This is a genomic window from Bradyrhizobium liaoningense, assembly GCF_018130785.1.
In the GTDB taxonomy this organism is placed as follows: domain Bacteria; phylum Pseudomonadota; class Alphaproteobacteria; order Rhizobiales; family Xanthobacteraceae; genus Bradyrhizobium; species Bradyrhizobium liaoningense_A.
In genome coordinates, this window is record NZ_JAFCJT010000001.1 from 1 (window position 1) to 12,923 (window position 12,923).

General features: G+C 57.6%; 9 protein-coding genes. 7 read left to right on the forward strand and 2 right to left on the reverse strand.

Annotated features, from left to right (window positions below):
• Positions 1 to 57: 57 nt before the first annotated feature.
• The 4 genes from JQ627_RS00005 to JQ627_RS00020 all read left to right on the forward strand — a co-directional run bounded on the left by JQ627_RS00005 (position 58) and on the right by JQ627_RS00020 (position 7,438).
• Positions 58 to 783 (forward strand): SOS response-associated peptidase, encoded by a 726-nt coding sequence (locus JQ627_RS00005; protein WP_212483115.1) that lies wholly within the window; start codon positions 58 to 60, stop codon positions 781 to 783.
• A 541-nt stretch (positions 784 to 1,324) separates the two neighbouring features.
• A complete protein-coding gene (locus JQ627_RS00010; protein ID WP_212482130.1) occupies positions 1,325 to 2,995 on the forward strand; it encodes a hypothetical protein in 1,671 nt (556 codons plus the stop codon).
• A complete protein-coding gene (locus JQ627_RS00015; RefSeq protein WP_212482131.1) occupies positions 2,982 to 6,605 on the forward strand; it encodes an AAA family ATPase in 3,624 nt (1,207 codons plus the stop codon). The genes JQ627_RS00010 and JQ627_RS00015 overlap by 14 nt, the downstream gene beginning before the upstream one ends.
• Before the next feature lie 80 nt (positions 6,606 to 6,685).
• Positions 6,686 to 7,438, forward strand: a complete 753-nt coding sequence (locus JQ627_RS00020) for a DUF3800 domain-containing protein (RefSeq protein ID WP_212482132.1) — start codon at positions 6,686 to 6,688, stop codon at positions 7,436 to 7,438.
• Between the two features lie 122 nt (positions 7,439 to 7,560).
• Here the strand turns inward: JQ627_RS00020 and JQ627_RS00025 are convergent, their stop codons facing one another.
• Positions 7,561 to 8,967, reverse strand: coding sequence for a DUF2130 domain-containing protein (locus JQ627_RS00025; RefSeq protein WP_212482133.1), 1,407 nt, complete (start codon positions 8,965 to 8,967; stop codon positions 7,561 to 7,563).
• Positions 8,968 to 9,361: 394 nt separating this feature from the next.
• Between JQ627_RS00025 and dcm the strand changes: the two genes are divergently transcribed.
• The 3 genes from dcm to JQ627_RS00040 are packed head-to-tail and all read left to right on the forward strand — an operon-like array spanning position 9,362 to position 12,249.
• Positions 9,362 to 10,582, forward strand: a complete 1,221-nt coding sequence (gene dcm / locus JQ627_RS00030; protein WP_312015719.1) for a DNA (cytosine-5-)-methyltransferase — start codon at positions 9,362 to 9,364, stop codon at positions 10,580 to 10,582.
• Complete coding sequence (locus JQ627_RS00035; protein WP_212482134.1) at positions 10,575 to 11,024, forward strand: very short patch repair endonuclease; 450 nt, start codon at positions 10,575 to 10,577, stop codon at positions 11,022 to 11,024. Before dcm ends, JQ627_RS00035 begins: the two co-directional genes overlap by 8 nt.
• A gap of 1 nt (position 11,025) precedes the next feature.
• Positions 11,026 to 12,249: a type II restriction endonuclease gene (locus tag JQ627_RS00040; protein ID WP_212482135.1), complete on the forward strand. Its 1,224-nt coding sequence runs from the start codon at positions 11,026 to 11,028 to the stop codon at positions 12,247 to 12,249.
• Between the two features lie 21 nt (positions 12,250 to 12,270).
• Here the strand turns inward: JQ627_RS00040 and JQ627_RS00045 are convergent, their stop codons facing one another.
• Entirely contained in the window at positions 12,271 to 12,912 is a 642-nt protein-coding gene (locus JQ627_RS00045) for a hypothetical protein (protein ID WP_212482136.1), read from the reverse strand.
• Between the last annotated feature and the right edge of the window lie 11 nt (positions 12,913 to 12,923).

Below are 12,923 nucleotides of genomic sequence, written 5' to 3' on the forward strand. Positions count from 1 at the left end.
ATAGCAAGCGATCTGGCCAAAAGTCTGCTACAATCCTGACAAGTGGGGGCCGTCCACATCTGCAATCTCTACTCGATCACAACCAACCAGGCTGCCATTAGCGCGCTTTTTCGTGTGGTGAACCGATACGTTGGAAATCTGGCACCGATGCCGGGGGTCTTCCCCGATTACAAGGCACCGATCGTCCGGATCGGAGCCGAAGGCCGCGAGCTCGCTACGGCGCGGTGGGGAATGCCATCGTCATCAAAGGCGCTGATGGACGCCACAAAGAAGCGAGCCGAGAAGCTGCAGGCCAAGGGCAAGGCAGTGGATTTCAAGGAATTGCTCAGAATGGAGCCGGACGGCGGGACGACCAATATCCGCAACGTGAAGAGCAAGCATTGGACGAGATGGCTGGGAGTCGAAAACCGCTGCGTAGTGCCGTTCAACTCTTTCAGCGAATTCAACAAAGCCGAGGGCGGCGACATATGGTTTGCGCTCGATGAGACCCGTCCCCTCGCCTGCTTCGCTGGCATCTGGACCAACTGGACGTCCGTTCGGAAGGTCAAGGAAGGTGAGACGACCAACGACCTCTTCGCGTTCCTAACGACAGAGCCGAACGCCGAGGTCGGCGCCATCCATCTCAAGGCGATGCCAGTGATCCTGACGACGCTGGATGAAGTCGAGACTTGGATGACGGCGTCTGCAGACGAGGTCCTGAAACTGCAACGGCCGCTTCCGGACGATAGCCTCCGGATCGTGGCCCGCGGAGTCAAAGAAGACCCAGCCAAACAGACAACATGATCGAAAAGGCGAAAGCCGGACAGGGTCTCGCCTCGCGGCAATGCCCCGTGAAGCCCGATTTCAAGTTTACAAATAGTCCCCCAAACACATCCGGGAGATCTCCGATCAGACCCCGATCATCGAGCCGCTCGCGACGACGAAACGACCACGTGCCCACCATCGGCGCAGCGCGCATCGTTTGCGATCCGCGCAAATCAGGCAGTCAGCGATCGATTCGTGACGGCTGTCGACACTCGTGCTGGAGGTGCGGCGTCGCAAAGCAACGCTCTTGTGCGCATTACCGCCTAGCCTATAAGTTGTAGCGAGGGCGATCACATCTTACTGGCGCAGTCAATTCACGTATGTCGACCAAGTTAAATACCGACAATTCGATGCTTATCTGCAAATTCATTTCACAATGATCAATGTCTCACGAGTCGACCTCACTGACCGAGGTGTCATAATACCGCACGATCGGGTAGGAGTAGTAATTGCTCAACCCCATCTGACATTGACGCAGCATGAGCCATATCGAACCCCACTCGCTGGCAAACCCGAGCTCTTGCGTAATCTGACCGCGACGCTTGCAGTCTCGAGGGCCGCGCCGCATCAAGCTGAGAAAACGCATTTCACTATCTTCCCGGAATACAGCATCCCCGGTCTAGATGGGATCGGCCTGATCGACGCGGCGCTCGCGGACCAGCAGTGGCCGACGGGAACAATCGTCATCGGCGGGGTGGATGCGCTTTCGAAGGCAGATTTCGAAAATCTGGCGGGTCGCGCGGGTAGCCAACTCGATACCGAGCATAACGCGTTGGGCAACATCGGCGCCAACGAATGGATCAATTGCGCGATCACTTGGACTAAGGCTGCCGATGGTACGGTCGAGCGTTGGTTGCAACCCAAGCTTTGGCCGGCTTGGGAAGAGCAGAACATCAGCTACCAGAATATGTACCGGGGCAAGTCGATCTTTTCCTTCAAGGGGGATTTGTCCAATGGCTCGAAGTACCGCTTCTCCTCGCTGATCTGTTTCGACTGGATCGCGACGATCAGTGCCAAGCCCTCGTGGCGGTGGGCCCTCGATGATCTCGGCATCCAGGCCGGCGAAGGCGAGCTGCCGCTTTCATGGATGTTCGTCATTCAATACAACCCACGCCCTTCCCATCCAACATTCATGAACGCGACAGTATCCTTCTTCGATGGGACGATCGTGCCGAAGGTCCAGCGGGATCGGACATGCCTCGTGTTCGCCAACAGCGCGGGCAAGCCTGCCCCTGGGCGATCCGAACTCTACGGCGGCACCAGCGTGGTTTTTTCACCTAAAACTCTATTTCAGGAAACCGCTTCACGGCCGACCGTCACGAGGGGCGGCCCGCGCTTCAGAGGCAATCCGCTGTTAAATGCCTTCCGCGATGCGTATTTCCGTGAAAAAGGCGCGTGCATTCATTCGTTTGTCCAGATCAATCCCGACTCTGTAACTGCTGGTGCCGCAAACCGCTCGTTCGCGGTCGATAGGCCGTTCGTCTTCCCGCTGGCCGCGGCCGCCGACCCACGCACGCCATCCGACCTAGTCCCGGCCTGCGTCAAATGGATCAACGATGAGCTTGACGATGTAACGAGCCTCAGCGATTTCCAACCTGCGGGCGACCTCGGTGCCTGCGCCGACGCCGCACATGCGACATCGATTCAGGAATTGCGCGCGCTCTCCGCGCCCTCTTGCGACAAGGTTATACGGTTGGCCACCGCGCGCGACGGTCAGACAAGCGGACGCGGCGCCGCCGAAGTCGACGCCGATGCATGGGACGCCGATGAACGGGACGCCCTCGGTCATGTGGTGCACACGCTCGATCTGCTCGCCATGAGCGGCGGGGCTGCTGCAAGCGATCAGGACGTCGGACATGCGACCGTGTCGGTCGGCGGAAAGACGCTCGACCTGCTCGCCGTACGGGGCAAGACGCATGACCAATGCCACAAATACGCAAAGGCCAAGTTCACGCCGAATACCCGCCGGCAGACGATCCTGGTAACGCGCGATCGTGACAACTCGCCGCGCAAACGCCGAGCTGGCAGCATCCTTCAAACCACCGCGCCGAAGCTCGGTGAGGAGCGCAAGATCACGGATCCTGAAAGCGCGATTATCCACGTCGATTATCAAGGGTTGGTAGCCGCCTTCATCGATGCGGCCACCGTCGAAGAACTCTCACAAAAAGTAGCTGCCCATGCCGGCGCTTAACGAAGGTCACGCGGAAGCGGTGAAGGCGTGCCTCGGTCAGGTGCCGGGTGGCACCCTGTCGATGTTGGAGACTGGAATAGGTCTTCCGGTCACAATCCTGCAAACCGATCGGGTCATCGCCGCCTTCGCCTTTGCAGGTTCCGACCCGCACGCAACATTCGAGGAAAGCTACGAAGCGTTTAAGGACGAGGCCGAGCGATCGAAGGAATGGGATCAATACGATCTATCTTACGTGCTTTGCGTCGCAAGCGACACTGATAAGCTCGACCAGTTCGCATCGGATATCGAAACCGACGTCTATTTTTGCCGTAAATTCGTGGTGCCGCTCAGCGAGCACGTCGGGAACGCACTCGCGCGGCTGCCCTTCCTTCCATTGACGCAGCTTGACGGCCCAGCCCTTCGTCCCGCATCAGCGCAAACATTCCTTCAACAGTCTGGAGTTCCGACGAACTTAGCCAGGCAGATCGTCGCTCAGCATGAACGAAGCGCGGAACGGATCGTCGAAGCGTGTCTGACCGACGAGTATGGAAGCCCCAAAATACCGACACGTGTAGCGACCTTATCCGCAGCCTCTGACGAGCAGACCAGCGCGCCTGTGCTGCTGGAATCCGTCACGATCGAGAACTTTCGCGCGTACCGCGTTCCGATGACGTTCGAGATCGGCCGCGAGATCACCGTGCTCTTTGGTCCCAACGGGTTCGGCAAGACCTCGTTCTTTGACGCGATCGACTTCGGGGTCACCGGATCGATCGGCCGACTCAAGGTTACCGACAAGAACCGGTTCAACGAGGTAGCAGCCCATCTCGACAGCAAGCCGGAAGAGGCTCGCGTCGCCTTGACGTATCGATCAGACGGGAAATCCCACACGATCGAGAGGACAGTTTCCGAGCCAGCGCGTGCATTACTGGATGGATCCCCGGCCGACCGTAAGCCGATCCTCAAACAGCTAACCAAGAGTGGCGAGGCCGTCGCCGAGCGGGTGGACAATCTCATCAACTTGTTTCGCGCTTCCCATTTGTTCAGCCAGGACAATCAGGCGCTGATGCAGAACTTGAAGGATCACTGCACCTTGCCGCGCGAGATTGTCTCGCGCATGTTGGCGTTCGAAGACTATGAGAACGCGCTGAAGAAATCCGCCAACATCGTGGCAATACTCAAGAACAGCCTCGATACGCTTTCTTCCGAAATATCGGAAACCACGGCTTCCTTGAAGGCGGACAAGTCCGAGCTCGACGGGCTTCGACGTACCATCAAGGACAAGTCGAACATCGGCGCTCTCAATGCCGAGCTTCGCAATTTGCGCGCCGCGTTGAACGATATCGGCGTCGATGCGGGCTCTGGTGCACCCGACGCCACGAAGGTGCGTGGCTGGCGGGCAACGCTGGAGGTCCGCATCGCTGAAAGCGACGGCAGGATTGCCCTGCTTTCCGAACTCGCCAAAGAAGTCGTCCGGCTTTCGCCCCTGATCCAGGAAGGGAAGGACCTGCGCGCGCAGATCGGAGCGGGCGATTCTCGCAGACTGGCTTCCGAGCAAGTGAAGGCATCCGCCCAGCAGCAACTGGACGCCGTTCGCAAGCGCGTTGCTGAGATCGCCGCACAGATCCGGCAAGCTCAATCTGCGCTCGACAACCTCAAATGGGTGCGCGATCAGCGCCCGGGTTACGCGAGCGCGCTTAACTCGCTCAACGCACAGATCGCACGGCTCAATCAGGCGACGGACGCGGTGGCCGCTGATCGCAGCCGGTCAGCAACCGCCTCAGCCGATCTGCAGCAAAAATCAAATCGGCTAGCGACGTCTGTTGAATGGCAGGCTGCAGCGAGGAAGCGTTTTACCGATCTGGAAGCACTTCGTGCGGCCCTGAGCCCGTGGAAGGCGAGTACCGACCGCCTTGCCGAAATCAAGCAGCAAGAAGCCACTCTGAATGAGACTTTGCAGGAGTTGCGCTCCGCAGAGCCAACGCTTCAAGCGCAACTGGATTCGAATGCGCCGCAGCAGGCAGCGCTTGAACGGGTGATAGCCGATGCCGATCGCAGCCAGTCTGAGCTTCGACAATTGCTTTCCCAGCTGCAAAAACATATCGCGGACGGCAACTGCCCTCTGTGCGGGGTCGATCACGGAAGCCAAGATGATCTGGTCCGCCACATCCAGGAGAAGATGACCCTCGACGGCGCGGGGACAGCACGCATCGAGCTCGCCGGATTGCAGCAGCGTATCCAGGAAATCGCCCGACAGCTCGCGGGAAATCGTCAGGCCCAAAAGTCCGTTCAAGCGCAATTGACCCATCTCGCAAACGATCGCATCGCCCGTGATCGCGAGATCAATGATTGGGCGAATACCGCTGACGACCTCGGCTTGGATGCATCTGCGGGTTTGCCTGATCTGACCCGACAGATCGCGGCCAATTCCACCGAAGCCCGCAAGGATATCGAAGACAGCAATGCTGCCGTGAAGGCGGCCGCGGATGCCGCCGACGCCGCAAAGACCGCCCTTGACGTGCTCACCAAGTCGATCGCCCAGCAAGAGACGGCGAGGACCAGGCTAAATACGGAACTGGAGCGAATTCGCAAGGGGCTCACGACATTACGTAGCGACCCGCGCTTAAGCGGCGTGACGTTGGATGCGAGCAATGATGAGTTGGATGAAGCGGAGCAAGATCGCTCGGGACTGCTCGACGAGCTTCGCCAGTCTCACGATGCCGCGACGGAAGAACAGACAAGGCTGCAGGGACTGCTCGATGCGGAATCACGCATCATCGCGGAACTCGCAGGCCAACTCCCTATCCTTCGCAGGCGTGCGAACGAGAACGAACAGGCCCGCAAGACCATCGTCGCGCGGCTGGTCGACGCCGAATTGCCGGAAGATTCCGACGAGCAGGAATTGATCGGCAAACTGGGAGAAGAGACGCAGGCACTTGCGCGCCTTCGCGCGCTACATCAGCGTGTTGCGAGTGCCGAAATTGGCCTCGATGCCGCAACGACAGCCGCGGCGCTCGCCCGACTTGAAGCAACCATATCGGCGAAAGAGAAACTCATTGCCGACAAGAAAGCATCGAGCCACGCGCGTAAGCCTTGGCGGGAATACTTCGCAGCGATTGAGAAGATCCTGTCCGACGAACAGGCCGCGGCCATCGCCAACTTCACGCGTCAATACGGCCCGCGGACGTCGGTCATTCAGCGACGGCTTCGATCGGTCTACGGCTTTGACGACGTCGAGATCATCAACCGCAGGTCCGAGATTTCGGTCACGGTTAAACGGCATGGTGTTGAGCTGCGACCGGTCGACTATTTCAGCGAGTCCCAAAAGCAAACACTACAGCTCGGTCTCTTCTTGACGGCCTGCAGCGGACAAAACTGGTCGGCGCTGGCGCCTGTCTTTCTCGATGATCCCGTAACGCACTTCGACGATCTCAACATCTATGCTCTGTTGGATTTGATCATGGGTCTGTTGAAGTCAGACTTTGGCACCCGGCAATTCATCATCTCGACGTGTGACGAGAAGTTCTTTCAGCTCGCGCGGCAAAAATTCAGTTACCTGAGGGACAGCGTGCGCTTCTACCGTTTCAGCGCCATAGGCGAAGACGGTCCGCTCATCGAGCGTATTGGTCAATGAATCGATCCATGCCGCTACATCAACGGCTGCTATGGTTAGTCGAGCACGACATCTAATTCACTCAAGCTAGAGGCGCTGCTGTGATCAAGATCTATGTTGATGAATCCGGAACCCATGGTGACGCGGATGTCGTAACCGTCGCGGCCTACGCTGGCCGGCCCAAAGCTTGGCTGGAATGGTCGCGGGAATGGAAGAAGGCAAAACGCCCTATCAAGGTTTTTCATGCAGTTGATGCTGCGAACCGCGTGGGCGAATTCGAAGGTTGGTCGCCAGAAGAGCGTACTGAACTGGTGAAGAAGCTTCTTCCGGTCATCATGGGCAACAAAATTTCCGGGGCTGTTATCGCGCTCAATAAAAAGGAGTTTCGCGAAGCCACCGAGGGCAAGGAAGAGCTGCTGAAATCGCTCGGCAATCCGTACACTACCTGTTTTCACTGGCTGGTGCAGTCCTTGCTCGAACTTCTAAAGCCCAACAAGAAAGAACTTCTCAAATTTATTCACGAAAACAACAGCTACGAGAAAGATGCCATTACTTCATTTGATTTCATCAGCAAGAACGCGAACCCAAACAAGGTACCGATGAGGCTGCTGTTTGGCGGCAAGCTTGAGCAGATGCCGTTACAAACTGCGGATATCTTGGCCTACGAGGCCTACAAGCGATTTCTGGAGCCAGACAAGCCAGAACGGAAACCTTGGCAGATTCTCAAACCCAAAGTCGTCGCGGTCCATATCGGAAAACATAACATGGGTCGAATAGTGCAATCGCTCGAAGGGATCGTAAAGAATATAAAAGATCAACCCGGGCCCTCGGCGCAAAAGAGCGTGGCTTCCTGACAGTTTGCCGATCTGGTGGTTGGCCGGTGCTACATGACCTCGTTGTCTGCCAATCCCTAGCTGAGGAGGAAGTGAAATGGTTTTTAGGTGAGTGCTTTATGCAAGGTCGGCTCACGGCATTATCACTCGGCGGCCTCAACCTGGCTTTTTAACTCCGCAAATTTCGCTGCCATCGTCGGATTGCCCCGCGTTAGCTTCTTGATCGTCACGTCCTGAGCCTTGTCATTCGCGAGGCGCAGGTTGCGGTCTGCGCCGATCAGTGCGTCCTTCGTCTTCTGGAGATGGTCGATGGACTTGTCGATCTCGTTGATCGCCGTCTGGAAGTTTCTGGACGCAAGATCGTAGTTTTTGGCAAAGCCGTTCTTGAACGTCTCAAGCTGGCTTTCAAACTGGGTGATGTCGATATTCTGCGCCCTAACGAGCGCCAGCTCCGTCTTGTATTTCAAAGAGTTGGTGGCTGCGTTTCGCAGAAGCGTAATTATCGGCAGAAAGAACTGCGGCCGGACGACATACATTTTCGGGTAGCGGTGGAAAACGTCGACAATACCGGCGTTGTAGAGTTCGCTGTCGGGCTCGAGCAATGAGACCAGAACGGCATACTCGCAGCCTTTTTCGGCGCGATCCCGATCGAGCTCCTTGAGGAAGTCCTCGTTCCTGCTCTTCGTGCCGGTTCTATCGCTCTCGTTCTTCATCTCGAACATGATGGAGATGATCTCGGTGCCGGCGTCGTCCGAGTCTCGAAAGATGTAGTCGCCCTTGCTGCCAGTCCGTGCGTCGTTGTCCTTCTCGAAGTACGCGCGCGGAAAGGCCATCGAGCGTACCCGGTTGAACTCGGTCTCGCAGTGTTGTTCGAGGGTCTCGCCAACCATCTTGGTCGAGAGCCGGGCTTTCATATCCTTCAGACGATCGATCGTGTCATCGCGATCCTTGATCTGGGTTTCGTACTTGTCCTTGAGCGACTGTTCAGAGAGCTGCTTTTCAAGCTGTACCTGCTTGATGCCGTTCTTCAGCTCATCGCGCTCTTTTTCGATCGTGCCGACGGCTTCGGTCACCGCAAGCTTTCTCTCAAGGTCGACGGCCTGGAGCCTGGCCTTCAGTTCCCGGATTTCTTCTTCCTTGGCAGCGGAGACCTTGTGCAACTCGCTGGCCAGAAGGGCATCAGCAAGCTCTGAGGCAGCGTTCTTCTCGCGTTGGGCTTGCGCAAGCGCGTTCGCGAGCGTGTCACGCTCTTTTTCCACCGCACTAAGTGCTTCTGTAACGGCAAGCTTCCGAGCAACTTCACTCGTGGCGAGTTTGGATTTCAGCTCAAAAATCTCTGCTTCCTTGGCGGCGGCGACCTTCTGCATGTCGCTGCTGACTGTCGCCTTTGCCAATTGCACAGCGTTGTGCTTTTCCCGCTCAGCCAACTCCAGCCGTTCGTGCAGTTGTTTTTCAAAGTCCCCGTCACGGACCTGCTTCAGAATCTCCGCATAGCCGGATTCGTCGACCTTGAAAGCCTTGGCACAGTGGGGACAGATGATCTCGTGCATGTTTCCCTGTCTGAGGGTTGAGCCGGTTGCTGTTGTCCAAAAGGAGTTGGTCCAACCTTGCTGGTCGGCTTTCGCCGGCTCCCGACAATGAGAACAAAATTAGAACGTGTCCGTCTGGATGGTCAAGGCACGCTCAACGCTTCGGGGGCATCCTCAACCAGAAATCCCCCGGTTTTCGAAGGAGCGCCAAGTCGGCGGGGCGCGAAACGGAGAAAACAGCCGCCCCACAAGACGCGCCCTTCTTCTCAACAGACACTGCCTACCCCAAGCTATGCGGCGCTAATTTTCCTGTGCGCCACCCGCGCCACGAGAACAAATTAGGAACATTTTAATTGTTAGCTGGGAATCTTTGTGTCACGGTGAGACTCGATGACACAGATTCGGGGGACAAACGGTGGTCGGTAAACTGACGCGATTCACGACGTTACGCCAGCAGGCCGGCCTGTCCTTCGACGAAGCCATTCATTTGATTGGTGTTTCCCGCAGCACCGGGTTCCGTTACCAGAACGGCAAGACTAGGCTCGAAGGCGCCGAGCTGAAGCTGTTGGAGCAGGCTGCCGCGGCCCGCGTAGCTGACACTCCCGGCTGGTTCCGTTTCATCGACCTGTTCGCCGGCATCGGCGGCCTGCGAAAGGGCTTCGAGAGCATCGGCGGCCGCTGTGTTTTCACGTCCGAGTGGGACAAGAACAGCCAGAAGACCTACGCCAACAACTTTCCCGATAATCACCCGATCGCCGGTGACATCCGCGAGTTTTCAGAGAAACCCGATCTGATCCCGGAGCATGACGTGCTGCTGGCGGGCTTCCCCTGCCAGCCCTTCTCCATTGCCGGTGTGTCGAAGAAGAACGCACTTGGAAGAAAGCACGGCTTCCTTGACGAGACGCAGGGCACTCTGTTTTTCGACACAGCTCAGATCATCAAGCATCATGAACCTTCGGCGTTCGTGCTGGAGAACGTCAAGAACCTCGAGAGCCATGACGGCGGCAAGACCTTCAAGACCATCATGAAGGTGCTGACTGATGAGCTGGGCTATCATGTCCAGCATCGTGTCATCAGTTCGGAGCCGTGGGTGCCGCAGAAGCGGCAACGCATCTTCATCGTTGGCTTCAAGAACCCGACCACATTCAATTTCAAGGCGCTACAGTTGCCGCCGGCCGACAAGGGACCGAAGCTCGGCGACATCCTGGAGCCGGAGGTCGATCCAAAGTACACGCTGACCGCACACCTCTGGAAATACCTGCAAGACTATAAGAAGAAGCACAACGCGGCCGGTAACGGTTTTGGCTTCAGCTTGTTCGGCCCCAACGATGTCACGCGCACGCTATCGCAGCGCTACTACAAGGACGGTTCGGAGATCCTGGTAGAGCAAAAGGGAAACCGCCCTCGCCGTCTGACCCCGCTTGAATGCGCGCGCCTGATGGGTTTCGACCGGCCGGGCAAACCATTCATTCTGAAGGACGTGTCTGACACACAGCTCTATCGGCAGTTCGGGAATGCCGTCGTCGTGCCGGTTGTTGAATTCGTGGCCAAGGCAGTGAAGCCGCATCTCGTTGAGGCCATCAAGCCTGAACAGGACGCTCAGCGAGCGTTGGACCTACGCGTCGCCAATGGCTGACGTCGTCTCTCCGGAGGTTCGCAGCCGGATGATGTCCGGCATCCGGGGAAAGAACACCAGGCCCGAGATCTTCTTGCGCAAGGGCCTCCACGCGCAGGGCTTTCGCTTCCGCATCCATGCGCCATTGCCCGGAAAGCCCGACATGGTTTTCCCGAAGTGGAATGCCGTGCTTTTCGTTCACGGCTGCTTCTGGCACGGCCATAACTGCCATCTTTTCAAATGGCCCTCCTCTCGCCCGGAATTCTGGCGGACAAAGATTAATGGCAACGTCACGCGTGACGAAGTGAACATCACGAAGCTGCAGGAAGCAGGCTGGCGGGTCGGAGTCGTGTGGGAATGCGCCCTCAAGGGGCGCACCCGTCTTGACTCTTCGCGCGCCATCGAGAGGTGTTCGAAGTGGCTGAAGTCCAGCAGAAAACGCTTTGAACTCACCGGGGCATAGAATGCAGCGAGGGCTTCTGTCCGATTACTTCGATGGAGTTGCTGTCAAACGCCTCAGCGCCGTCGAGGCCGATCCAAGGCGTTCGCACCAGCACGAATTTCAGGGCGGCCATCTCCGCAGGCTGCTCGGCGATGATGACCGGCTTAAGATCCCTGCCCGGTTCATCTGGCTCAGCGATGAGCAGGAAGCAATCTCCGAGGACAGCGTCGTAAGCTGGTACGACGCTCGCAGGAAGCAGGCGCACAGATCCGCGGAGTACCGTCTCTACTATTATGCGAATGGCGTCACAGCATTGATGGGCGCAGGCGACACATTCTTTGTTGCGATGCGACCTGACGGGACGGCGATGATCATCGTAACGCCCAGGGACAGCACGATCCAGAGCCAGCTCTTTTACCTGTTTGGCCTCGAAGAGCAGCCCGACTTGACCTTCAGAGTGAAGGAGATCCCGGAAGACCAGTCATCGCGGCTCGACTTTGCGGCACGGTACATTCTTGACGAGCTCGGGATCGATGCCGAGGAGCCGGAAGCAGACAAGCTCGACAGCATCCTTGAGCCGTTTGGCATCAACTTTCCCGCCACTGCTGACTTTTCAAAGCTGGCAAGGGACTCGCTGGCGGACGTGAGTGCCAACGACAACGCTGATGCCGTGCTCATGGCGTGGATCGAGCGCGAAGAACTTTTATTCAGGCGGCTGGAGCGGCTCGTCGTTGCCGACCGCCTGCGAGCCGGCTTTCTTGCTGACAAGGTTCCGGATGTGGACGGCTTTATCTCGTTTTCCCTCAGCGTTCAGAACCGGCGCAAATCGCGCGCGGGCAAGTCGCTGGAGCATCACGTCGCTGCGTTGTTCTCTGCCCGCGAGCTGAAATTCGAGCGCGGTGTTGAGACCGAGCTGCGCAACAAGCCCGATTTCCTTTTTCCCGGCAAGGCCGCGTACCACGACTCGGAATTCAAGGCCGAAAAACTGACTATGCTCGGCTCCAAGTCGACCTGCAAGGACAGGTGGCGCCAGGTGCTTTCGGAAGCCGAGCGCATTCCGCACAAGCACCTGCTCACGCTGGAGCCCGGTATCTCGGAGAACCAGACCGACGAAATGCGCGCCAAGAAGCTGCAGCTTGTGCTGCCGGCCGCCCTCCACGTCACCTACCGTGATGTCCAGAGAAGCTGGATGATGAATGTCGAGGACTTCGTAAATCTGGTCCAGACGAGGCAGATTGCCGAGTGACGACCGGACGTCACATGCCCCTCACCATTCGCCATCTTGAGACTGAAACTGGTTACCAGATGTCGATGCCTTGCTTAGTCTCCGTTGCAGCTCCCGAACAGCGGATCGTATCTCCGGCCGCTCCTCCTCAAGTGCTGCGTGACTCTCAGCTTCCCAGGCCGAGGGCAACTCGGAAAGACCGATTTGCAATCCTTCACTCAGTCGCTCTTTATCCGTGCGCTTGAGATCCAGAGCCGCAAACGCAGCACCCGGCTTGATTTCGATACCGAACAGCCATGCAATGCGACTGGCAGCTGCTCCGGTAGACGGAGCCGTCAACAAGAATGTCGAACCATCGAACTTGCGACCGATGAGCAGCGAATCTCCTGCAGACGCCTTTTGCGTGACGGAGTTATCGTAGTAGTAGAGCCGATACTCAGTCCGGGTCGGGTGTCGGGCTCTCGCGTCGTACCAGGTCAACATTCCTGATGCAGACGTCAACTCGCCCGCGCTGGACATTCGATGAAAGTCCGTTTGAAGACGCTGTGGCTGTTGCCGTCCGAACAAATCAATCAAGGGCTTCGAGCCATTAAACTCATGTTGATTTGATCGTTTGGCGTCGACCTCCACCGGGGCCAGCTGCTTTACCACTACACCGCGAAATAGCTTCGAAAGAATGCCCATATCGATCGCCG

What these genes read in the sequence shown, in the direction of transcription:
- JQ627_RS00015 (WP_212482131.1), top strand. Translation starts at nt 2,982, where the DNA reads ATGCCGGCGCTTAACGAAGGTCACGCGGAAGCGGTGAAGGCGTGCCTC.
- JQ627_RS00025 (WP_212482133.1), bottom strand. Translation starts at nt 8,967, where the DNA reads ATGCACGAGATCATCTGTCCCCACTGTGCCAAGGCTTTCAAGGTCGAC.
- JQ627_RS00035 (WP_212482134.1), top strand. Translation starts at nt 10,575, where the DNA reads ATGGCTGACGTCGTCTCTCCGGAGGTTCGCAGCCGGATGATGTCCGGC.
- JQ627_RS00040 (WP_212482135.1), top strand. Translation starts at nt 11,026, where the DNA reads ATGCAGCGAGGGCTTCTGTCCGATTACTTCGATGGAGTTGCTGTCAAA.
- JQ627_RS00045 (WP_212482136.1), bottom strand. Translation starts at nt 12,912, where the DNA reads ATGGGCATTCTTTCGAAGCTATTTCGCGGTGTAGTGGTAAAGCAGCTG.